Here is a 21,673-nt window from a genome sequence, read left to right as displayed (position 1 = left end):
CCCCCTCACCGCCTCCCGGTCGGCACATGGCGGAGCACGGCACGCTCCACGTGCGGCACCGCCCGCTGGCCGGCCACCGCGACCGCGATCGCCGCGGCGACGCCGGTCAAGGCGAGCGGGCCGAGCGGGGTGCAGCCGAAGAGCCGGCTGACGCCCGGGGTCTCCACCACGACGAACAGGGCGGCCGCCGAGCCGAGGGCGGTGGCGGCCACCAGCGGGCTGCCCCTGCGGTCGGCCAGTGTCTGGGCGAGCTGGGTGCCGACGAGGGCGCACAGCGCCATCGTGGCGGAGCGGCGAGCCGTGCCCGGTGTGAAACGGCCGAACTGCCAGGCCGTGGTCGCGCCCAGGGTGGTGGTGAGGGCGCGATGGCGGATCTTGCGCATCAGAGGGGCGCCGAGGAGTGAGGTGCCCAGCGGCTCGCTCCCTTCGGCGCCGTTCGCGCCGTCCGGCGTGTCGGGGTGCTGCTCCCCCGCCGCCTGCGGCGTCACCGACACCGCCATCGCCGGGAACAGGTCCGTGAGCAGGTTCACCAGCAGCATCTGACGGGTGGACAGGGGTGCCGCGCCCGCAAGGAGCGTGCCCAGGATGCCGAAGCCCACCTCGCCCGCGTTGCCTCCGATGAGGATGGTGGTGGCGTCGGCGACGCTGTGCCACAGGGCCCGCCCCTCGGCGACCGCCTCGATCAGGACCGAGAGGTCGTCGACGGTGAGGACGAGGTCGGCCGCGTTGCGGGCGGCCGCCGAGCCTCGGGCGCTGATGCCCACGCCGATGTCGGCGGCGCGAATGGCCGCGGCGTCGTTGGCCCCGTCGCCGACCATCCCGACCACCCGGCCCGCGTCCCGCAGCGCCTCGACGACCTGGAGCTTCTGCTCGGGCGCGACCCGGGCCACGACGCCCATGTCGCGCAGCATCCGGGCACGCGCCTCCCGGTCCGCGGACGCCAGTTCGTCGCCCGTGACCACACCGGTGTCCTCCGGCCAGCCCAGGTCGGCAGCGATGGCCCGGGCGGTCTGCGGATGGTCGCCGGTCAGCACGATGGGTCGTACGCCTGCCGCCCGCAAGCCCTGGACCAGCGCGGTGGAAGTGTCGCGCGGCACGTCGGCGAGCGCCAGCAGCCCGGTGAACTCCAGTTCTTCCAGGGGCTGTTCGAGGATCTCCGACGCCTCGTCCGCGCCGCCCAGGGGGCGCCGCGCCACCGCCAGTACGCGCAGTCCGTCGCGGGCCAGGGCCTGCGCCGCGTCCGACGCTTCCGGGGACAGGCCGGGGCAGGCCGGGAGCACGGTCTCCGGGGCACCCTTGACGACGAGTTGAGGGCCGCCGTCCTCCGCCTGGCCGACCGCGGCGGCATATCCGCGGCCGGCCTCGAAGGGCAGCGCCGCGGTCTGGGTCCACTGCGCGTCCCGGGGTGCCGCGTCCAGGACGGCCTCGTCGGTGGCGTGCACGGGCCGTTCCGTGCCGCCGTTCAGCCGGGGGCACGCGCGGGCCGCGGTCCGCAGCGTGGTGTCGGCCGCCTCGTCGTCCGGCGCATGGGCGGTGCCTCCCGCGTCGCTCACCCGCACCAGGCGCAGCCGGTTCTCGGTGAGGGTGCCCGTCTTGTCGAAACAGATGGTGTCCATCCGGCCCAGCGCCTCCAGGGTGCGCGGGGTGCGGACGAGGACGCCGCGGCTGCTCAGCCGGCGGGCGGCCGCCATCTGCGCCACGGTCGCCACCAGCGGCAGCCCTTCGGGAACGGCGGCCACCGCCACCGCCACGCCGCCGCTCACCGCACGGCGGACGGGTGCCCCGCGCAGCAGCGAAAGCGCGGTCACCGCGGCCCCGCCCGCCAGCGTCAACGGCAGTTCCTTGCCGGTGAGTTCCCGCAGTCTGGCCTGCATCCCGCCGGCCGGCGGCGTGCGGGCGGCGAGGTGGACGGCCCGGGCGGCCTCGGTCCGGTCGCCGGTGTCCACCACGACGGCCCGGGCCTGTCCGGCCACCAGGGTGGTGCCCTCGAAGACCATGCAGTGCCGGTCCGGCACGGCGGCGTGCGGTGTCGGGTCGGTGCCCTTGTCGGTCGGCAGTGACTCTCCCGTGAGCGCGGACTCGTCCACCTCCAGGCCGTCCGCCCACAGGAGGCGGGCATCGGCGGGTACGACGTCGTCGGCCCGCAGCTCGATCACATCACCGGGGGTGAGCTTGGCGGCATCCACGAGGTGCGGTTCGGCCGACGTCTCCTCCTCCGTGACCCGTGCCTTCGGTTTCTGTTCGGCCAGCAGCTTGGACAGGGCCCGCTCGGCCCGCAGCCGCTGGACGCCGCCGACGAGGGCGTTCAGATCGAGCGCGCCGACCACCAGCAGGGCGTCCACGACGGAGCCGAGGATCGCCTCGGCGGCCGAGCCGACCGCCAGCACCGGAGTCAGCGGGTCGTCGAGTTCGCGGCGCACGGCCCGGAAGAGCTCCAGGGACCCGCGGACCGGCGCCAGCACGGGCTGCCTGCCCAGTGTGCGGACCGCCGTGCGGGCCCGGTCCGTGAGCTGCTCGGCGAAGGCCGGCTCCGGTTCCGTCTCGTGCTCCAGCCGGTCGCGCACCTCGCCGGGCTGCAGTTCGTGCCAGGCCACGCGCGGCCGGGGGTGCGGGGCGCGGGCCGCTGCCACACCCCGGGCCGCCCGCGCTCCGCTCAGCAGGGCCCAGGCCGCACTCGCGTCGACCGGTGTGTGCCGCAGGCCGGGCCATGGGGTGGGGCGTCCGCGGCGGGATTCGCCGATGGTCACGAGGAGCCCGGACAGCGTGGCACCGGACCGTGCGAGCGTCTGCGACCTGCGGCCCACCGCGCGTGCGGCCGGCACCGCGGTGAGCAGCCGCCACACGTCGACGAGGCCGTGCAGGGCCAGGACGTCCGCGTCCCACAGGACGGCACTGTCGCCGTCGCTGACGGCGAGCGCCACGTCTCCGGCGAGCAGTCCGGTCAGGACGTCGTCGTCGGACGCCGTCGGCCGGGCGACCGTGACGACGACGGCGCCCTCGTCGTGCAGCGCGTGCACCACCTCGGCGAGCGGCCGCTCGGCGCTCACCACCTGGTCGACGAGGCTCGTGAAGTCGGCCAGAGCCGGGTCGTCCACCATCACCACCCGCAGCCGGGCACGTCGTGCCACGTCCAGCACGGCCTCGGCCCACGCGTCGGCGCCCTCGCCCGGGACCCGCAGCGCGCTCGGATGCAGGACGACCGTGTCGGCCATCTCCAGCTGCCGCAGCCGTTCCGTGTCCCGTACCAGCACGCCCGCACGGGACAGCGCGCCGCTGAGGACGGCGTGGAAGGCGGCGGGCCCGTAGCGCGCGGCCTTGGGAGAGCCCGCGAGCACCGCCTCAGCCGCCTCCCTGCCGTCGTGCTTGACCAGCAGCATCGCGGCGGCGCCGAGCACGCTGCCGGTCTCCGCCTTCCCGGCGTACTCCTGGGCCGGTGAGGTGCGCAGCGGCGGGCGCGGGCAGCGCTCCCCCGAGGCGATGCTCTCCCGCTCCGGTACGCAGACCTGGTCGTGGACCGCGTCGAACGCAGCCGCGCGGGCCACGGTCTCGGCGAGCTGGAGAGCACGCAACGCGCCGTCGAGGACCAGGGGCGTCGGGGTCCGGCCCGCGCCATGGGCCACCGCGTTCGCGGCGGCCAGCGTCAGGTCCATGCGGGACCGGCCGATCCGGGCCCGCAGCCAGCCGCGGAAGCGCGGGTTCTCCCGGACCATGGTGACCAGCGCGGTCACCGCACGTGGCGAGGCCGGCAGCCGCAGGCCGTAGCCGATCAGCGCGGCCGCGATGCCCGCCCCGTCGACCGCGAGCGCCGTCGCCGCGGCCCGCACCCCGGCGGGATCGGCCGGGTGCGGCACGTCGTCGACCACCTCGTCGGTCTGCGCCAGACCGTGCCGGGCCGCGAGTTCCGTCGCCTTCTCCACGACCCGGTCGGTGAAGGCATCCTCGGTCGCGGTCACCACGAGCCTTCGCAGTCCGCCGTCCCAGTAGGCGAGGGCCACGTCCGGCCGCTCGGCCAGGGCCTTGGCGACCCGGCGTGCCGCCTGCTCCGTGCCGCCCGACCGCCGTACCCGCTCCGGCTCGGCGGGCCGCAGCGCGAGGTGCGCCCGGGATCCGGCCCGCCAGGGGTGCGGGGTGAGCGGTACGGCGTTGCGGGCGACCCGTGCGACACGCACCGCGGCGTCCGCGCCCCGTACCCCGGCCCGTGCCGTGCCCGCGAGCGCTCCGGCGGCGACACCCACGGCGGGGGCGGCGCCTGAGGCGAGCAGCCGGGGGCCGGCCGACACGATCCCGGCGGCGGCGCTCGCCGGGCGCGTGAGCAGTTCCAGAACCATCTCTCACCCTCAGCCGGTTGCGCTGCTGCGGCGGGCCGTCGAGCCGGTGCGCGCGGTGGACTTGCCGCGACCGGCGGACGTCGTCTTCCGACCGGTGGACTTACTGGCCGGACCGCTGGACTTCGTGCTCCGGCCCGTGGACTTCTTGGCCGAGGCCGTGGACTTCTTGGCCGAAGCCGTGGACTTCTTGGCCTGTGTCGCGGTCGTCCTGCCGCGTGTGCCGGACGCGGTCCTCCCGCTCCCGGCGGACGTGCTCGGCTTGTCCTCCGGCTTCGGCTGGGTCAGCCAGGCCACGGCCGCTCCGGTCAGGGCGACCGGCCACTCGACGACACCGGCGACACCGAGCAGCCCGGCTCCGGTGTAGACGGCCATCCGGCGTCCCTGTGGTGAGACGGCTCCGATCTTGTCCAGCGCTCCTTCGGTGGCCCTGCTCACGACCCCGGCGCCGGGCACCCTCCGCAGTCCCGAGGCCGCGGTCCGCAGCGGCTCGAGCAGAGTCGTCGACGCTTGCTGCGTGTCCATAGCTCTCTTCACCTCGTATGACGTCGCCGTTCGGGTGCGCACCGGGTTCCCTCGAAATGCGACGTCACCCGCCCTCGGGGTGCCGAGATGACATTCCTGGAGGCCGTGAGGAGAGGCTGATCACTTCTGATCCACCGCGGACCCGAAGATCACGGCGGTCGGCGACGAGCGCCCCTCGGCCGCCGTCGGTTCCGGATGTCAACTGCTCGCGCAGGCCGTCCCGTTGAGCGTGAAGGCAGCCGGGGCCGCGCTGTCGCCCGCGCGACTCACCTGACAGCCGATGGTGACGCCCGCGCCAGGAGCGAGTGTGCCGCCGTACGAGGCGTCCGTGGCCGTCACCGCGCCGGCCGCCGGTGCGTAGGTGGCGCCCCAGCCGTCGGTGAGGGTCTGGCCGGCGGGCCAGGGTGAAGCCGAGCTGCCAGCCGTTGATCGTCGTCGTGCCGCAGGCGCCGGGCTGGGGTTGAGGTGCGGGCCCGGAGCTGTCGAGGCCGAAGAAGGCCGGTGGGCGGGAGCCATGCCGTGGCCGTAGAGGTTGTGGCCGACGCCCTGGAGGCTTCGGATCCGTCGGTGGTGGCGAAGCAGCCGAACGGCAGGTCCCCCACGGTGAGACCGGCCGTACGAAGCGCCCCCGCACGGCGCTTCGTACGGCCGCCACGGTGTCGGTTTCCGATCGATTCAGTGCCCGATCGACCGGGTGATCTCCCCCTGGTACGCCGCGTACGCGGCACGCAGCGTCACGCCCGGCCAGTCCTCGGGAAGGAGCTCGGGCGGCAGCACGGGGTCGGCGAGCAGGTGGCGGACGACCGCGGCGAAGGCGGTGAAGCGGTCGGCCTGGCGGTGCGCCCCGGCGACATGCGTGAGCAGGGACCGGGCGGTTTCGGCCCAGGCGTCCAACGGCCACAGCCGGGCGGCCAGTTCGCGTGCGGGCCGGTCGGGGCGGGCGGTGTAAAACTGGGCCACCTGCTCCAGGTCGTCCGGGAGGGGGCGGCTGAGGTTGGCGGGGCGCAGCCAGACGCCCTCGCGGAGTTCGGCCAGGCGCAGCGCGGTCAACCGGATGCGCAGGTCGGCGCGTTCGGCGGGGCCGCGGCCCGTCGCCGTGATCACCACCATCTCCCAGTGGCCGTCCCATGCGCGCGTGCGGGCCTCCACCGCCTCGTCCTGGCGGCGCTGGCGGGCCAGCAGGCGGTCACTGAGCCGGTAGACGGCGTCGGTGCGCCGCAGGTCACCGGCGGCCACCATCCGGCTGAGCGCGGCACGCAGCGTGGAGCCGCCGACACCGAAGGGCTCCACCGCACGGACGAGCTCCTTCACCGGAAGCTCCGGCGGATGCGTGCCCAGCAGCAGGCTCAGCACCACCGACCGCGCGGACAGCGGCGGCAGGTCGACCTCACCGGACTGCGCCGGCATGTTCATCCGCATGAGCAGGTACTTTACGTGCGCGCTTGTTGTTGCAGTATTGCTACGACCGCAGAAAGGATGCAACATGGCTGCATGGTCTCGACACCAGCGCCCGCGCAGCCCCGCCGGCAGTACGCCACACACGACGTCACCAACCAGCCGCCCGCCCTGACGCCGTACGACGCCTCCGAGGACACGGCCCTGCTGGAGGGGCTGCGACGGGAGGGCGCCGGATGGGCCGAGGAGGACGTCCGGCGGCTCGGGCTGCGGGCCGGCAGTGCCGAGGCGCAGGAATGGGCCGAGCAGGCCAACGTCCACGAGCCGGTGCTGCGCACGCACGACCGCTACGGCAACCGCGTCGACGAGGTCGACTTCCACCCCAGCTGGCACCATCTGATGCGGGCCGCGGTCGCCGAGGGACTGGCCGCCGCACCGTGGGCGGAGGACCGGCCCGGCGCCCATGTCGCCCGTACCGCGGGCGGGCTGGTGTGGGGACACACCGACGCCGGACACGGCTGCCCCACCTCCATGACATACGCGGCCGTACCCGCCCTGCGGGCCCAGCCCGAGCTCGCGAAGATCTACGAACCCCTGCTGACCAGCCGGGAGTACGAGCCGGGGCTGCGGGTGCCGACCGAGAAGCGCGGGCTGCTCGCCGGTATGGGGATGACCGAGAAGCAGGGCGGCTCCGACGTCCGCACGAACACGACCACCGCGTGGCCGACCGCCGAGCCGGGCGTGTACCAGCTGCGCGGGCACAAGTGGTTCACGTCGGCGCCGATGTGCGACGTCTTCCTGGTGCTGGCGCAGGCATCCCCTCTCAGGGACAAAGGTGGCCTGTCCTGCTTCCTGGTGCCGCGGATCCTGCCCGACGGGAGCCGCAACACCTTCCGCATCCAGCGGCTCAAGGACAAGCTGGGCAACCGGTCCAACGCCTCCTCGGAACCGGAGTTCGACGGGACGGTGGGCTGGCTGGTCGGGCCGGAGGGCCGCGGCGTCAAGACGATCATCGAGATGGTCAACTGCACCCGGCTCGACTGCGTGATGATGTCGGCCACCCTGATGCGCAAGACGCTCGTCGAGGCGGGGCACCATGTGCGCCACCGCAGCGCGTTCGGGGCCCGCCTTGTCGACCAGCCGCTGATGCGCAACGTACTGGCGGACCTCGCGCTGGAGTCGGAGGCCGCGACGACACTTACCCTGCGGCTTGCGGGCGCCGCGGACCGGGCGGTGCGCGGGGACGCGGGTGAGGCGGCGTTCCGGCGGATCGCGACCGCCGTCGGCAAGTACTGGGTGACCAAGCGGGGTCCGGCCTTCACCGCGGAGGCCCTTGAGTGCCTCGGCGGCAACGGCTATGTGGAGGAGTCGGGCATGCCCCGCCACTACCGCGAGGCTCCGCTGCTGTCGATCTGGGAGGGCTCCGGGAACGTCAACGCCCTTGATGTCCTGCGGGCCCTGAAGCGTGAGCCCGGCACCGCGCAGGCCCTCTTCGACGAGCTCGCCCTGGCGCGGGGTGCGGACGGCCGGCTGGATGCGGCCGTGGTCCGGCTCGAGGGTCTGCTGGCCACGGGGTCCGAGTCCGGTGCCCGCCGTCTGGTGGAGTTGATGGCCCTGACCCTGCAGGCCTCCCTCCTGGTCCGGCACGCCCCGCCCGCCGTCGCCGACGCCTTCTGCGCGAGCCGGCTGGGCGGCGACTGGGGGCACGCCTTCGGCACACTGCCGGACGCCGCCGATCTGAACGCCGTGCTGGAGCGTGCGCTGCCGGGCGGGAGTTGAGCCGACGCGGGATGCGGTGGTGCGACGGAGGTGCCGTGGCCCCGGGTTCTTCGCAGGTGAGACGCCGCGACGCTGCCGGACGGGCAGGTGAACCCTGGCCGAATTCTGGCTCTTCCTCCGGTCAGGAACCGGTCAGGAGGTCTGTCGCGGTCCTGCGGCCTGCTTAGGATCATTCGGCGCCGACTCGTTCGTACGACTTTCAGGAGGGCCGGCATGCCCGACACCGCGTCCGGCCCACCCGCTCCCCGGGCCAGGCGGCGCACCGCGCTGCTCGCCGGGGGTGCCCTGGCGGCAGCGGCTGCGCTGACAGCCGGGGTGCTCGCTGCCGGTGGTTCCGGCGGTGGGCGGCAGCAGGCGAAGACGGCCGACGGGCTGCGGCACACCGCCGTCGAGGTCACCTCCGCCGCCTGCGGCCGCGGCTGGACCCGTCCCGAACCCGGCCGTCAGGTCTTCGATCTGCACAACACCTCCGGCTCGGCGGCCGAGGTCTATCTCACCGATGCGAAGACAGGAGCGGTCTACGGCGAGGTCGAGGGGCTGGCCCCGGGGACCGAGCGCCCGATACGGGTGACGCTCGGCAAGGGCTCGTACGCCTTCAAGTGCCTGCCCGAGGACGCCGACGCCGTCACGGGCCCCACCGTGCACATCACCGGCGGGGACGTGCGGAGCGGTCCGGCCGCCCTCCCCGTGACCCAGCAGCAGCTCATCCCGCCCACGCTCGCCTACCAGAAGTGGATCGGGGCCCGCACGGTCGAGCTGGCGGACAAGACGGACGTGCTGCGCGACGCGATCGACCGCGGGGACCTCTCGGCCGCCCGCGCCGCCTGGCTTCCCGCTCATCTCGTGTACGAGCGGATGGGCGCCGCTTACGGGACCTTCGGTGACGCGGACTCGGCGATCAACGGGACCACGGCGGGACTGGCGGGCGGGGTGCGCGACGCGGGCTTCACGGGGTTCCACCGGGTGGAGTACGGGCTGTGGCACGGCGAGTCGGCGAGCAGCCTGCGCGGGCCGGCGGGCCGGCTCGCCAAGGCCGTGCACGCCTTGCGGGACGGCTGGCCCGACCAGCGGATGGATCCGGCCGACGTCGGTCTGCGTGCGCACGAGATCCTGGAGAACACGGTCCAGTTCGAGCTGACGGGCCGTACCGACTACGGCAGCGGCACCAATCTGGCCACTGCCCGCGCCAACCTCGACGGCACCCGCGTGCTGCTCGGCTGTCTGCGGCCGCTGCTGACGACCCGCGACAAGGGCCTGCCCGGCCTCGACTCCTGGATGACCCGAGCCCGGCGCACGCTCGACGCCGCCGAGCACGACGGCCGCTGGACACCGCTGGACCGACTCCCCCGCGCCCAGCGGGAGAAGCTCGACGCGGACCTGGGCGAACTGACCGAGCGCCTCGCCGCCGTGGCCACCCTCACGGACGTACGGAGGACCGCGTGAACCCGCCGCCGGACATCACCAGCCACGGCCTCCTGGCAGCCGGGACCGGACCCATGGTCCCCGAGCGCCGAGCCGTCTCCACTCCCGCGCAGCTCAGCACCCGCCACAAGACCATCGACACCCACCTGGGCGTGCCGGCCGGGCAACGCCCCGCCGTGGCCACCCCCACCGACATACGGAGCACCGCGTGACCCCGCCGCCCGACATCGCACGCCGCGGACTCCTGGCCGCCGCAGCCGCCACGGCCGGGGCCGGGCTTGTGGCCGCCGACCGTCAGGGCGCGTCCGCCGTCGCGCCGGGCCGCCAGGGTGGGCGGGTGGCCTTTCACGGGCGGCACCAGGCGGGCATCGTCACTCCGGCGCAGCGGGCGACGGCGTTCGTGGCCTTCGACGCGACCGCGGAGAACCGGGGCGAACTGGCGGATCTGTTGCGCACGTTGACCAGCAGGGCGCGGTTCCTCACAACCGGTGGCAGCCCGGAGGAGCTGGGCATCACCGGGCCGCCCGCCGACTCCGGCACCCTCGGCCCGGACGTCCCCGCGGACGCCCTGACCGTCACCGTGGGCGTCGGCGCCTCGCTCTTCGACGACCGTTACGGCCTGGGCTCCCGCAGGCCCCACCGGCTCACCACGATGCCGTCGTTCCCCGACGACGACCTCGATGCCGCCTGGTGCCACGGCGATCTGAACGTGCAACTGTGCGCCGCCAACCAGGACACCGTGCTGCACGCCCTGCGCGACCTCACCCGGCACACCCGCGGTGGCATGCAGGTGCGCTGGCGCATGGACGGCTTCATCAGCCCGCCCCGCCCTTCGGGCACGCCCCGCAACCACCTGGGGTTCAAGGACGGCATCGCCAACCCCGACCGGCGCGACGCCCGGACGATGGACCGCCTGGTGTGGGTGGGCAGCGGCGCCGGCGAGCCCGACTGGGCGGTGGGCGGGAGCTATCAGGTCGTACGGCTGATCCGGATGCTGGTGGAGTTCTGGGACCGGGTCTCGATCACCGAGCAGGAGCGGATGTTCGGCCGCGCCCGGGACACCGGCGCGCCCCTGGACGGACGTCATGAGACCGACACCCCCCACTACTCTCAGGACCCCCAGGGCGATGTGATCCCCCTGGACAGCCACATCCGGCGGGCCAATCCGCGCACCGCCGCCACCGACGACCAGCGCATCCTGCGCCGCGGCTACAACTACGACCGCGGTACGGACAGCAACGGCAACCTCGACATGGGCCTGCTGTTCTGCTGCTACCAGCAGGACCTCGCCCGCCAGTTCGAGACGGTGCAGAAGCGGCTGGCCGGCGAGCCGCTGGTCGACTACATCACCCCGTTCGGCGGCGGCTACTTCTTCGCCCTGCCCGGTGTCCGGGACGGCTCCGACTGGCTGGGGCGCGCGCTGCTGGCCTGATCCCGCCCCTGCCATGCCGGTCAAGAGCACGTCAAAAGACAATAAGGTTTTCCTGACCGAACATTCGCTGAGGCGTCATTGCCACTCTCCCGTCCCGCCGCCACCATTGCCCAGGATCCAGCCGTACATGTCATGGCCACGGATTACGTGGCAGTGGAATCGGTGGAACGCAGTGGAATTCGGTGCTCCCGGAAGGCGAGACAGCATGATCGGCACAGGTAGAACTCCAAGGGCGCGGCGGCAGTTGACGCGCGTAGCCGCCCTGCTCGGTGCGGCGGCCCTGGCGAGTGCGGGCGGTGCCGTCCCCGCCTCGGCGGCCTCCGCCGCTCAGGCCCACTCCGGCGCGCACACCGCCACACCGATCAAGCACCTGGTGGTGATCTACGACGAGAACATCTCGTTCGACCACTACTTCGCCACCTATCCGCAGGCCGCCAACACCGACGGCACCAAGTTCAAGGCGGCGGCGCACACCCCGAAGGCCGACAACCTTCTCAACGCCGGGCTGCTGAAGAACAACCCGAACCTCTACAAGCCCAAGCGGCTGGCCAGTTCGCAGGCCATGACCTGCGACCAGAACCATTCCTACGGCCCCGAGCAGTACGCGGCCGACGGCGGCAAGGCCGACAAGTACGTCGAGAACACCGAGGTCAACAAGTGCAGCGGGCTCTTCGGCGAGCCCGGCCTGGTGATGGACTACTACGACGGCAACACCGTCACGGCGCTGTGGAACTACGCCCAGCACTATGCGCTGAACGACAAGTCGTTCAGCTCGGTCTACGGGCCCTCCACACCCGGCGCGCTCAACCTGATCTCCGGCCAGACGCACGGCGTGATCTCCGTCGACCCGGCCTCCGGCACGGAGAACCCGAAGCAGACCTCGAAGCCGGACCCGTACACGGTCCTCTCCCCCGACGCCAAGGGTGTCGGCACGCTGGTCAACGACCCGGACCCCGCCTTCGACGACTGCTCGGACAAGGACCACACCTCGACCAACGCCCTGGCGGTGATGCAGGGCAGGAACATCGGTGACCTGCTCAACTCCAAGGGCGTGAGCTGGGGTTGGTTCCAGGGCGGCTTCCGGCCCAGCACCGCCTGGGACGGCAAGCAGGGCGACTACGCCAAGTGCGGCGGCACCACCCACGCCAACGTCGGCGGCGCGGCATCCGTGGACTACAGCCCGCACCACTCGCCGTTCGAGTACTACAAGTCGACGTCCAACCCGCACCACCTGGCCCCCAAGAGCGTCGCCGAGATCGGACACGCCGGCCGGGCCAACCACAACTACGACCTGACGGACTTCGACGCCGCCCTCCAGGCCGGCCGTCTGCCCGCGGTCAGCTTCCTGAAGGCGGCCGAGTACCAGGACGGTCACGCCGGCTACTCGGACCCGATCGACGAGCAGCACTTCCTGGTCAAGGAGATCAACGCGCTGCAGCAGTCGCCGCAGTGGAAGTCCACCGCGGTCGTGGTCGCCTACGACGACTCCGACGGCTGGTACGACCACGTGGCCGCCAAGGTGCTCAACGGCTCCAAGGACTCCACGGTCGGCTCCAACGGCAAGGCCCTGGACAGCCCGGCCTGCCAGTCCGGCCCGGCCGCGGCCGGCGGCTACGCGGACCGCTGCGGCCCCGGCACCCGTCAGCCGCTGCTGGTCATCTCCCCGTACAGCAGGGTCAATTCGATCGACCACAACGCCACCGAGCAGGCGTCGATCACCCGGTTCATCGAGAACAACTGGCACACCGGCCGCATCGGTGACGCCTCCTTCGACCGGCGCTCCGGCACCCTGAGCGGCCTGTTCGACTTCAAGCACCCCAACAACAAGCAGGTGCTGCTGAACTCGGACGGCTCGGTCAAGTCCGTGAAGGGCATCCCGCACCACAGCGGAACGGTCACCGCCGTCTCCGCGCAGGGCGCCTACCCGCCCTACGTCCAGGACCTCAAGGCGCAGAACGTCGCCGACACCGGCTCGGCCTCCCCGGCGCTGCCGATAGCCCTGGCCGCGGGTCTGCTCACCGCGGGTGCCACCGGCACCGCGTTCGCCCTGCACCGCCGCAAGCGGCGCATCGGGCTCGCCGCCCGCTAGGAGGGTCTGCACCGGACGGTCCGCTGGGCACTGGCCCGCGGACCGTCCGCGCGTTTCAGGACGTACGCCCCGGGCGGGTGACGGCGAGCAGGACGAGCGCCAGGGCCTGGACGGCCACGGTGACGATGATCAGCGCCGGGATCGAGCGTGCGTAGAGCGCTCCCGCGAGAATGCCGCCGACCAGCGTGGCCGCGCCCATGACGGCGGCGAACAGTCCGTACGCGGTGGCGCGGCGCCCGGGCGGTACGAGGTCGGCGACGGTGGCCCGCAGGGTCGACTCCTGTACGCCCATGGCGGCGCCCCACAGCAGCGTGCCGGCCACGGTCAGGGCGACGGTGTCGGTGAAGGCGAGCAGGGGCACACCGGCGGCGAGGACCGGCAGTACGGCCAGGGTGCGGGCGCCGTACCGGTCGTAGGCCCAGCCGGTGGCCAGCGCGGCGAGCGCGTCGACGCCCATGGCGGCGGCGTACAGCACCGGCACGGCGGCGGTGGGCAGCAGATGCCGCTGGACCAGGTGGTAGGAGAGCACGCCGAAGGTCGCGAACCCGGCCAGCGTCGCGGCGGTGAAGGCGGCATACACCCAGAAGGCGCGCGGCAGCGGCGCCCTGCCCGCCTGTGCCACGGCGGCCGCGGGTTCCGGCTCGGGTTCGTAGGCGGCCGGATCCGGCACCCGGTGGCGCAGCCACACCAGCAGGGCCAGTACGGCGACGCCGGGGGCGGCCAGGACGCCCAGCGCGGGCGCGTAGTCGTCGCCGGTCGCGGCCAGCACCCCGGCCACGACCAGCGGGCCGATGAGCGCTCCGATCTGGTCCATCGCCTCATGGACGGCGAAGCCGCGGCCACGCCCGGTGGCGGCGGTGGCGTGCGACAGGAGCGTGTCCTTGGCCGGTGAGCGCACCGCCTTGCCCACGCGTTCGGCGATCACCAGCGCGCTCGCCACCCACAGCACCCCGGCCAGACCGAGCACAGGCACGGAGACCACCGTGAGCGTGTATCCGGCGATCGTCCATGCCCAGAAGCGGCGAGTGCGGTCGGTCAGCGGTCCGGAGGCCAGCCGCAGCACCAGCGCGGCGGCCTCGCCCACGCCGGTGACCACACCGACGACCAGGGCGGACGCACCGAGCGAGGCGAGCAGCGGGCCGGTGACCGAACGGGCGCCCTCGTAGACGAAGTCGGCCAGCAGGCTGACCGTGCCGAACGTGACGACGAACCGCCACGGCCGCATCCCCGGCCCGGCGGCCTCGGCCGTCGGCTTGGTGCTGCTGCCCCACCCGGCCATGCCGTGGCGCTCCTCGCCCGGCGTGCGGGACTTCGTCGCCCTGCGCGAACGGGCGCACACCGCTGCGTACGACGGTAACCGCACTTGTCGGGCCGAGAGCGGCCGGGTGGGTGACGGACCCTGCTGGTGAAGGCCGCCGCCCGCCCGGCTCGATGGGGGCCGCCCCCGCTAGTCCGTCTGTTCGCCCTCCGGTGTCGGGACCCGGCCCGGCTCCTGCACCTCCTCGCCGGTCAGATACGGCGAGATGAACAGCTTGTAGATGGCGGCACCGATCACGCCGCCGACCAGGGGCCCGACGATCGGCACCCAGAAGTAGATGTTGCCGTACTGGTCCCGCCAGGCCGTCCCGTATCCGGTGATGAAGCTGGCGAGCCGCGGCCCGAAGTCGCGGGCCGGGTTGATGGCGTAGCCGGCGTCGGTGCCCCAGGCCATGCCGATCGCCACCACCAGCAGACCGATGATGAGCGGGGCCATGTTGGCGCCGGGCGGGGTGTTGAGCAGGTCGGTGACGGCGAAGATGACCAGGACCAGGATGGCGGTGCCGATCACCTGGTCGCGCAGGGCGCCGAGTTCGCTCACCGGCAGGACGCCGTTGCCCGGGAGGGTGGAGAAGACGCCCTGTGTCTTGATGGTGTGGCCGGGGTCGGTCTTGGCGAGGACCTCGGTGTAGTTCCAGCGCACCAGCAGCGCGGCGACGAAAGCCCCCGCGGTCTGCGCCAGGACGTACGGCCCGACCTTCTTCCACTCGAAGCCCTTGAAGCAGGCCAGGGCCAGGGTGACGGCGGGGTTGATGTGGGCGCCGCTGAGCCGGGCGGCGACGTAGACGCCCATGGTGACGCCGAGGCCCCAGGCCCAGGCGATGCTGTCGTGATCGCCGATCCCCGCGGCCACGACCTGGGCGACCACACCGCAGCCGAAGAGGATCAGGATCATGGTGCCCAGGAACTCCGCCGACAGTTCGCCGACCAGTCCCCTTCTGGAAGTCTGCTCCGCCATGAGGCACCGCCTTCCGCCAGAAATGGTTGTGTCCGCGAGGGTAGTTGTCCGGCGCGAGGCGTCCAGGGGCCCAGCATCAACTGGAGTAACCGCCACCACTTCGCCCTGAGGCAACGCCTGTGTGCGCCGCCTCCGGGGCGTCACCTACGACGATGGCACAGGGGCCCGGAGCCCGCAGCGCGACGCCCTCCAGCGGCCCTGGCGGCAGGCTTTCGCGTCAGCTGGTCTTGCGCCCCCACAGCGGCCCGAAGCGGGCCCACTCCGTGTCCCACTGCGACATACGGCGGCGCTCCAGGCGGCCGCACAGGACGCGGCCGCCGACGAAGGGCACCGCCGCTGCGCTCATGCCCACCAGGGCGCCGATCAGCGAGGACCGCAGCTGGGCCTGGGCGGCGGTGGCGGGCCTGGAGACGAGGTGGCCCTGCGGGTCGGTCCAGACGGTGACCGCCGTGCCGGCTCTGCTGCCGGGGGCCACCCGGACCTGCCCGGTGTGCGTGGTGCCGTCCGGGGCCGTCCAGCGCACGTTTCCCCACACCCGGTCGCCGCTGAACGTGGCGGGGTGGTCGGAGGCGGTACCGGGCGCCTTCTCGGTCAGCCGCGCCGCGACCTGCCGCCACTCGACCCGCTCGCGGGCCAGTCCGTCCTCGACGGACCTGGTGGCCGTCAGACCCGCGAGCACGCCGACCAGGACGGTGACCAGCCAGGTACCGAGAACGACCCACGCCTCCACCGCGTCGGCGCGACGCCTGAGCGGATTGCGCCGCCAGCGCCACAGCCACACCTTCGGACCACGGAACGCCATCGAAGGCATCCTCCTCATGAGCGCACGATCATCCGGAACCTCCCTCCCATACGGGCAAAGGCAGCCGGATGCTCAGGTCGACTCCGCCGACTCGACGGTCGCACGCGTCACCTCGCCCGCGCAGGCGTCTTCACAAACGGGGCCGGATATCGCCGCCCGACTCGCCGACACCGCTTTGACCTGCGACGATGCCGATCCAGAGGTGACTGTCAGTGGCGGGGTGCAAACTGGCCGGTGTCTGGGACAGAGCCGTCCCGGACACAGCGGAGGTGATCCGGCATGACCGAGGTACTGCTCGCCGTGGGCACGCGCAAAGGCCTGTTCATCGGGCGTCGGCGAGGTGGCACCTGGGAGTTCGACGAGACTCCCTACTTCAACGCGCAGGCCGTGTATTCGGTCGCGGTCGACACCCGCGGCGACCGTCCGCGCCTGCTGGCCGGCGGCGACAGCGCCCACTGGGGCCCGTCCGTCTTCCACTCCGACGACCTGGGCCGCACCTGGACGGAGCCGGCCCGCCCGGCCGTCAAGTTCCCGAAGGACACCGGGGCCTCGCTGGAGCGGGTGTGGCAGCTGCACCCGGCGGCCGCGGAACCGGACGTGGTGTACGCGGGCACGGAGCCGGCCGCGCTGTACCGCTCGGAGGACCGCGGGGAGACCTTCGAGCTGGTGCGCCCCCTGTGGGAGCATCCCACCCGCTCGAAGTGGGTGCCGGGGGGCGGCGGAGAGGGGCTGCACACCGTGCTCACCGACAAGCGCGACCCGCAGGCGGTGACGGTCGCCGTCTCGACGGCCGGGGTGTTCAGGACCACGGACGGCGGGGCGAGTTGGGCACCGTCCAACTCCGGTGTCTCCGCGGTGTTCCTGCCGGATCCGAACCCGGAGTTCGGGCAGTGCGTCCACAAGGTCGCGCGGGACGCGGCCAACCCGGACCGGCTGTATCTGCAGAACCACTGGGGTGTGTACCGCAGCGACGACGCGGGCGGGCACTGGAGCGACATCGGCGGGGGGCTGCCCTCCACCTTCGGCTTCGCCGCGGCCGCCCACCCGCGCCGCGGCGACACGGCGTATGTCTTCCCGATCAACGCGGACGCGGACCGGGTGCCCGCCGGCCACCGCTGCCGGGTCTTCCGCACGGCAGACGCGGGCAAGAGCTGGGAGCCGCTGTCGGCGGGCCTGCCGCAGGAGGACCACTACGGCACGGTGCTGCGCGACGCCCTGTGCACCGACAGCGCGGACCCCGCGGGGGTGTACTTCGGCAACCGCAACGGCGAGGTGTACGCGTCGGCCGACGACGGTGACAGCTGGCGGCAGTTGGCCTCGCATCTGCCGGATGTGCTGTGCGTGCGGGCCGCGGTGATCGGATGAGCGCTGCGGGGGGAGCGCACGGCCTTGGCCACCGGTTGATCTCCGCTGCCCGTACGGCAGTAGGGTGACGCCCGTGGCACCACGACCCTTGCATGAAATCGTCGAAGCGGGCTGGGCGAAGGCCCTGGAACCGGTGGCCGGACGGATCGCCGAGATGGGGGACTTCCTGCGCGCGGAGATCTCCGCGGGGCGCACCTATCTTCCGGCCGGAGCGAATGTTCTGCGGGCCTTCCAGCAACCCTTCGACGAGGTACGGGTCCTGATCGTCGGCCAGGACCCGTACCCCACGCCGGGGCACGCCGTGGGGCTGTCCTTCTCCGTGGCGCCCGAGGTGCGTCCGCTGCCGGGCAGCCTCGTCAACATCTACCGGGAGCTGAACACCGACCTGGGCCTGCCCCAGCCGTCCAACGGTGATCTGACGCCGTGGACGCAGCAGGGCGTGCTGCTGCTCAACAGGGCGCTCACCACCGCCCCGCGCAAGCCGGGCGCGCACCGCGGCAAGGGCTGGGAGGAGGTCACCGAGCAGGCCATTCGAGCCCTCGCCGGGCGCGGCAAGCCTCTGGTGTCCATTCTGTGGGGCCGGGACGCCCGCAATCTGCGCCCGCTGCTCGGCAGTCTCCCGTCGGTGGAGTCCGCCCACCCGTCCCCGATGTCGGCCGACCGCGGCTTCTTCGGCTCGCGTCCCTTCAGCCGCGCCAACGAACTCCTGATCAGACAGGGCGGACAGCCGGTGGACTGGCGCCTGCCGTGAGCGGCGCGGGGGACGGATCGGGTACGGATGCTGCGGGACTTGGGGCGCGGGCCGGCACGACCGGAATCCTCGCGGTCGACTCGGGGGGCTCGGGCCTGCGGGTCGTCGTCAAGCGCACGGACGGCGGTCCGCCGGCCCAGCGGGAGTCCCGGGAGCCGGTGCGCACCGGAGCCCGGGGGATCGAGCCGGGGCATCTCATGGCTCAACTGGTGCCGATGGTACGGGAGTTGACCGCGGAGACCGGTGTCTCCGCGCTGAGTACGGCCGTCGTGGGTGCCGCCGGGCTCGCCTCCCTCGGCGATGCCCTGCGCGCCGAACTCCCCGGTGCGCTGGGGCGGGAGTTCGGCGTCCGCTCCGTCGCCCTCGCCGCCGACGCCGTCACCGCCTATGTCGGCGCCCTCGGGCCGCGCCCCGGTGCCGTGGTCGCGGCCGGGACGGGCCTGATCGCCCTCGGTACCGACCTGACATGCTGGCGCCGTGCGGACGGCTGGGGGCATCTGCTGGGCGACTGCGGCAGCGGCGCCTGGATCGGGCGGGCGGGGCTGGAGGCCGCCCTGCGCGCGTTCGACGGAAGACCCGGCGGTTCGACCCGGTTGCTGGCCCGCGCCGAGGAGATGTTCGGTCCGATGCCGGGACTGCCGGGCAGGCTCTACCCTCGCCCCGACCGACCCGCCGTGCTCGCCTCCTTCGCGCCCCAGGTGGCCGCCTGCGCCGAGGGCGACCCGGTTGCCGCGGACATTCTGGGCGCGGCGGCCCGGCACATGGCGGAGTCGGCGGTAGCCGTCTGTCCGCCCGCGGGAGACGCTCAAGTGGCCGTCACAGGCGGCCTGTTCAAGATGGGCGACCCCCTGCTGGGCCCTCTGGCCGAAGAGCTGTCGCAGCTGCTGCCGCACGCGCCGCTGGTGCCTGCCGCCGGCGACCCACTGGCGGGCTCGGTGCGCATCGCCGACGATCTCGCGGCCGGAACGCTCACTCTCCCGGGTGATGAGGCGATGCTGAGCGTGATGACCGGCGACGACGGCTGATCCCCGTACACCACAAGCCGCTGATCCGTATGTAACTCATCAGACAAAATGGGACAGAAACCGCTCACCTGCACCCTCCCCGAACAGGGGAGCCCAGGAAGCCAGTAACATGCGTCGCCATGAGCTCCCCCACTGGGCCCGCGTCCGGCCTGCCAGTACGAATGCCGCGACCTCGCCAGCCCGGGCGGCACCGCCGACCCGAGCCGCTGGCGGCTCCTGAGGGCGCGCCCGCGCTCGTCCTCGCGGTGCCGGGCACTCCCGGTGCCTCCACGCGCAGCCTCGCCGAGGAGGTCGTGAGCATCGCCCGCTCCGAGCTGCCCGGCCTCGATGCGCGGATCGGGTACCTGGACGGGGACGAGGCGGAGTTCCCCACGCTGCAGGCCGTGCTGACGCACGCCTCCGAGGAGCGCTCCGCCCGCTTCGAGCACGCCCGCGCCGCGGGCCTGGACGTCAAGGAGCCGGACGGCCCCGTCGCCGTGGTCGTCCCGCTGCTGGCCGGCCCCGACGGCGCGCTGCTGCGCCGTATCCGCCAGGCCGTGATGGACAGCCGCGTCGCGGCCGACCTCACCGACGTGCTGGGCCCGCACCCGCTGCTCGCCGAGGCGCTGCACGTGCGTCTGTCGGAGGCCGGTCTGGCCCGTGCCGACCGCGCCCGCCTGTTCACGGTGGCGACCGCGGCGGACGGCATCATCCTGGCCTCGGTGGGCGGTGACGAGGCCGTTCAGGCGGCCGGGATCACCGGCATGCTGCTGGCCGCGCGTCTCGCCGTGCCGGTGATGGCGGCGGCTCTTGACCAGGACGGCTCGATCGCGGCCGTCGCCGAGCAGCTGCGCGGCTCGGGCTCGCAGCAGCTGGCGCTCGCGCCGTACCTGATAGGGCCGGAGATCGACCCGGAATTGGTCGAGGAGGCGGCCAAGGAGGCGGGATGTTCCGCCGCCGAGGCGCTCGGCCCGTATCCGGCGATCGGCAAGCTCGCGCTGGCCAAGTACACGACAGCCCTGGGCATCGCTCCGCCGCAGCCGCAGGGCACGCCGGTTCGCTGAGGCAGGAAGCAGCTCCGCTGCTCACCATGTACGGACGCCGAAGGGCCCGCTCCATGCACTGGAGCGGGCCCTTCGGCGTCCGCCTGTGGCCGGTGCGCGTCACCGCCGCGGGACGACATGCCGTCGGTCATCCGCGGGACCGTCGTGGCTGGTCGCTCCCCCACTCTCGGCTTCTCCCCCATCGCGGCGGAGCCGCATATCGATACAGCCCCGCGCCCCTTCAGGGCGCGCCCCGCCCGCTCAGTGAGGACGCTTGCCTCTGCGTTCAGGCGAAGACCACGCAGGACGCTGCCGGGACCGTCAGGGAGCCCTCGTAGCGCGGCAGGCCCACGGCTGGGTCGAGGGCGAACCAGGAGACGTCGCCGGAGCGTTCGTTGGCGACGTAGAGGAATCCCTCCGACTCGGCGATCGCGCGGGGCCAGTGGCCTCCGCAGGGGACCGTGCCGATCAGGCGCAGCTCGTCGCCCTCGACGGCGAACGTGGACAGGACGTCCTCGCCGCGGGTGGCGGTCCACACGAAGCGGCCGTCGGGGGAGGCGACGATGCCGGACGGGTAGGCGTCGCCGGTCGGGGCGGCGGGGAGCACCTGTTGCTCGGTCAGCGGTCCCAGGGAGCCGGCCACGGCGTCCCAGTGGCAGACGGTGACCGTCGGCGTCAGTTCGTTGACGACGTACGCGCGGGTGCCGTCCGGGTGGAAGGCCAGATGGCGCGGGCCGGAGCCGGGCCGCAGGGCGATCTCCCGGTGGAGTTCGAGGCGGCCGCCGGCCAGCGTGCAGACCCGGACCGAGTCCGTGCCGAGGTCGACGCTGACGGCCCACCGCCCGCTCGGGTCGGGCTGCACCTGGTGGGCGTGCGGTCCCTGCTGGCGCAGGGTGTGCGGGCCCGAGCCCTTGTGCTGGAGGACATCGGAGGCGGCGCCGGCGAAAGTGCCGTCGGAGCGGACGGGTAGGGCGCTGACGCTGCCGGAGCCGTAGTTGGCGGTCAGCACGTGCCCGGCGAACACACTGACGTGCGTGGGGGTGTTGCCGCCGACCGGGACCGGTGCCCCGGCCTTCTCCGGCCGGTCCCCCGTCACCCGGTACGCGGCCACCGCGCCCTCCGCGGTCTCGCTGACCGCGTAGAGGGTCCGCCCGTCGGGTGCCGGCGCCAGATAGGAGGGGTCGGGCACTCCGTCCACGCTGCTCAGTGCGGTCAGCGCACCGCTGTCCGGGGCCACGGCCGCGGTCACGATCCCCGGGCCTCCCGCCGCCGTGAACGACCCGATGAAGGCCCGCCGTCGCCGCCCGCCGCCGTCTGTCACCGCTGTCCCCTCTCGGTTCTGTGCCGTCGGGGCGACGTTAGCAGTCGATCACCAGCGGTCTAGACCATACGTGGGGCATGTGACCGGGCCGCAACCGAGGCGCCCGTCTCGCCGCGGGCCCGGCGAGGACCTCTGGGTGGTGGAC

General features: G+C 73.3%; 16 protein-coding genes and 1 pseudogene. 9 read left to right on the top strand and 8 right to left on the bottom strand.

The window, feature by feature from the left end; genetic code table 11:
• Nucleotides 1–5: 5 nt before the first annotated feature.
• The 4 genes and pseudogenes from ACFY1U_RS20035 to ACFY1U_RS20020 all read right to left on the bottom strand — a co-directional run bounded on the left by ACFY1U_RS20035 (nucleotide 6) and on the right by ACFY1U_RS20020 (nucleotide 6,269).
• Nucleotides 6–4,328: an HAD-IC family P-type ATPase gene (locus tag ACFY1U_RS20035; RefSeq protein WP_390695447.1), complete on the bottom strand. Its 4,323-nt coding sequence runs from the start codon at nucleotides 4,326–4,328 to the stop codon at nucleotides 6–8.
• A gap of 9 nt (nucleotides 4,329–4,337) precedes the next feature.
• Nucleotides 4,338–4,850, bottom strand: a complete 513-nt coding sequence (locus tag ACFY1U_RS20030) for a hypothetical protein (protein WP_390695446.1) — start codon at nucleotides 4,848–4,850, stop codon at nucleotides 4,338–4,340.
• Nucleotides 4,851–5,048: 198 nt separating this feature from the next.
• Nucleotides 5,049–5,405, bottom strand: a pseudogene (locus tag ACFY1U_RS20025) (cellulose binding domain-containing protein); the annotation flags it as partial.
• A gap of 120 nt (nucleotides 5,406–5,525) precedes the next feature.
• Nucleotides 5,526–6,269 carry a PaaX family transcriptional regulator C-terminal domain-containing protein gene (locus ACFY1U_RS20020; protein WP_390695445.1) on the bottom strand — a complete coding sequence of 248 codons (744 nt, stop codon included), beginning with the start codon at nucleotides 6,267–6,269 and terminating at the stop codon, nucleotides 5,526–5,528.
• 72 nt (nucleotides 6,270–6,341) lie between these two features.
• Between ACFY1U_RS20020 and ACFY1U_RS20015 the strand changes: the two genes are divergently transcribed.
• The 5 genes from ACFY1U_RS20015 (at nucleotide 6,342) to ACFY1U_RS19995 (ending at nucleotide 12,967) form a co-directional block, all read left to right on the top strand.
• Entirely contained in the window at nucleotides 6,342–8,024 is a 1,683-nt protein-coding gene (locus ACFY1U_RS20015; protein ID WP_390695444.1) for an acyl-CoA dehydrogenase family protein, read from the top strand.
• A 213-nt stretch (nucleotides 8,025–8,237) separates the two neighbouring features.
• The gene (locus ACFY1U_RS20010) at nucleotides 8,238–9,467 is read left to right on the top strand and encodes an EfeM/EfeO family lipoprotein (protein WP_390695443.1); all 1,230 of its coding nucleotides are present in this window, start codon (nucleotides 8,238–8,240) and stop codon (nucleotides 9,465–9,467) included.
• Entirely contained in the window at nucleotides 9,464–9,658 is a 195-nt protein-coding gene (locus ACFY1U_RS20005) for a hypothetical protein (RefSeq protein WP_390695442.1), read from the top strand. The genes ACFY1U_RS20010 and ACFY1U_RS20005 overlap by 4 nt, the downstream gene beginning before the upstream one ends.
• The gene (efeB, locus tag ACFY1U_RS20000; RefSeq protein WP_390695441.1) at nucleotides 9,655–10,878 is read left to right on the top strand and encodes an iron uptake transporter deferrochelatase/peroxidase subunit; all 1,224 of its coding nucleotides are present in this window, start codon (nucleotides 9,655–9,657) and stop codon (nucleotides 10,876–10,878) included. Before ACFY1U_RS20005 ends, efeB begins: the two co-directional genes overlap by 4 nt.
• Before the next feature lie 205 nt (nucleotides 10,879–11,083).
• Complete coding sequence (locus ACFY1U_RS19995; protein ID WP_390695440.1) at nucleotides 11,084–12,967, top strand: phospholipase C; 1,884 nt, start codon at nucleotides 11,084–11,086, stop codon at nucleotides 12,965–12,967.
• Between the two features lie 55 nt (nucleotides 12,968–13,022).
• On the opposite strand, the gene ACFY1U_RS19990 is transcribed toward ACFY1U_RS19995, so the two are convergent.
• The 3 genes from ACFY1U_RS19990 to ACFY1U_RS19980 form a co-directional block, all read right to left on the bottom strand.
• Entirely contained in the window at nucleotides 13,023–14,246 is a 1,224-nt protein-coding gene (locus ACFY1U_RS19990) for an MFS transporter (RefSeq protein WP_390695439.1), read from the bottom strand.
• 168 nt (nucleotides 14,247–14,414) lie between these two features.
• Nucleotides 14,415–15,242: an MIP/aquaporin family protein gene (locus ACFY1U_RS19985; protein WP_390695438.1), complete on the bottom strand. Its 828-nt coding sequence runs from the start codon at nucleotides 15,240–15,242 to the stop codon at nucleotides 14,415–14,417.
• A 217-nt stretch (nucleotides 15,243–15,459) separates the two neighbouring features.
• Complete coding sequence (locus ACFY1U_RS19980) at nucleotides 15,460–16,044, bottom strand: hypothetical protein (protein WP_390695437.1); 585 nt, start codon at nucleotides 16,042–16,044, stop codon at nucleotides 15,460–15,462.
• 279 nt (nucleotides 16,045–16,323) lie between these two features.
• Between ACFY1U_RS19980 and ACFY1U_RS19975 the strand changes: the two genes are divergently transcribed.
• The 4 genes from ACFY1U_RS19975 to ACFY1U_RS19960 all read left to right on the top strand — a co-directional run bounded on the left by ACFY1U_RS19975 (nucleotide 16,324) and on the right by ACFY1U_RS19960 (nucleotide 20,228).
• Complete coding sequence (locus ACFY1U_RS19975) at nucleotides 16,324–17,409, top strand: WD40/YVTN/BNR-like repeat-containing protein (RefSeq protein ID WP_390695436.1); 1,086 nt, start codon at nucleotides 16,324–16,326, stop codon at nucleotides 17,407–17,409.
• Nucleotides 17,410–17,482: 73 nt separating this feature from the next.
• On the top strand, nucleotides 17,483–18,160 hold the full coding sequence (locus ACFY1U_RS19970; RefSeq protein ID WP_390695435.1) for a uracil-DNA glycosylase: 678 nt from the start codon (nucleotides 17,483–17,485) through the stop codon (nucleotides 18,158–18,160).
• A complete protein-coding gene (locus ACFY1U_RS19965) occupies nucleotides 18,157–19,185 on the top strand; it encodes an N-acetylglucosamine kinase (RefSeq protein WP_390695434.1) in 1,029 nt (342 codons plus the stop codon). The genes ACFY1U_RS19970 and ACFY1U_RS19965 overlap by 4 nt, the downstream gene beginning before the upstream one ends.
• Nucleotides 19,186–19,304: 119 nt before the next feature.
• Nucleotides 19,305–20,228 carry a sirohydrochlorin chelatase gene (locus tag ACFY1U_RS19960; protein ID WP_390695433.1) on the top strand — a complete coding sequence of 308 codons (924 nt, stop codon included), beginning with the start codon at nucleotides 19,305–19,307 and terminating at the stop codon, nucleotides 20,226–20,228.
• Between the two features lie 265 nt (nucleotides 20,229–20,493).
• On the opposite strand, the gene ACFY1U_RS19955 is transcribed toward ACFY1U_RS19960, so the two are convergent.
• Nucleotides 20,494–21,528 carry a lactonase family protein gene (locus ACFY1U_RS19955; protein WP_390695432.1) on the bottom strand — a complete coding sequence of 345 codons (1,035 nt, stop codon included), beginning with the start codon at nucleotides 21,526–21,528 and terminating at the stop codon, nucleotides 20,494–20,496.
• Between the last annotated feature and the right edge of the window lie 145 nt (nucleotides 21,529–21,673).

This window comes from Streptomyces sp. NPDC001351 (assembly GCF_042896045.1).
Taxonomy (GTDB): domain Bacteria; phylum Actinomycetota; class Actinomycetes; order Streptomycetales; family Streptomycetaceae; genus Streptomyces.
This window is presented reverse-complemented; position numbering and strand designations above follow the sequence as displayed.

What these genes read in the sequence shown, in the direction of transcription:
- ACFY1U_RS19975 (WP_390695436.1), top strand. Translation starts at nt 16,324, where the DNA reads ATGACCGAGGTACTGCTCGCCGTGGGCACGCGCAAAGGCCTGTTCATC.
- ACFY1U_RS19995 (WP_390695440.1), top strand. Translation starts at nt 11,084, where the DNA reads ATGATCGGCACAGGTAGAACTCCAAGGGCGCGGCGGCAGTTGACGCGC.
- ACFY1U_RS20010 (WP_390695443.1), top strand. Translation starts at nt 8,238, where the DNA reads ATGCCCGACACCGCGTCCGGCCCACCCGCTCCCCGGGCCAGGCGGCGC.
- ACFY1U_RS20020 (WP_390695445.1), bottom strand. Translation starts at nt 6,269, where the DNA reads ATGCGGATGAACATGCCGGCGCAGTCCGGTGAGGTCGACCTGCCGCCG.
- ACFY1U_RS19990 (WP_390695439.1), bottom strand. Translation starts at nt 14,246, where the DNA reads ATGGCCGGGTGGGGCAGCAGCACCAAGCCGACGGCCGAGGCCGCCGGG.
- ACFY1U_RS19985 (WP_390695438.1), bottom strand. Translation starts at nt 15,242, where the DNA reads ATGGCGGAGCAGACTTCCAGAAGGGGACTGGTCGGCGAACTGTCGGCG.
- ACFY1U_RS20035 (WP_390695447.1), bottom strand. Translation starts at nt 4,328, where the DNA reads ATGGTTCTGGAACTGCTCACGCGCCCGGCGAGCGCCGCCGCCGGGATC.
- ACFY1U_RS19960 (WP_390695433.1), top strand. Translation starts at nt 19,305, where the DNA reads ATGAGCTCCCCCACTGGGCCCGCGTCCGGCCTGCCAGTACGAATGCCG.
- ACFY1U_RS20015 (WP_390695444.1), top strand. Translation starts at nt 6,342, where the DNA reads ATGGTCTCGACACCAGCGCCCGCGCAGCCCCGCCGGCAGTACGCCACA.
- ACFY1U_RS20030 (WP_390695446.1), bottom strand. Translation starts at nt 4,850, where the DNA reads ATGGACACGCAGCAAGCGTCGACGACTCTGCTCGAGCCGCTGCGGACC.
- ACFY1U_RS19980 (WP_390695437.1), bottom strand. Translation starts at nt 16,044, where the DNA reads ATGGCGTTCCGTGGTCCGAAGGTGTGGCTGTGGCGCTGGCGGCGCAAT.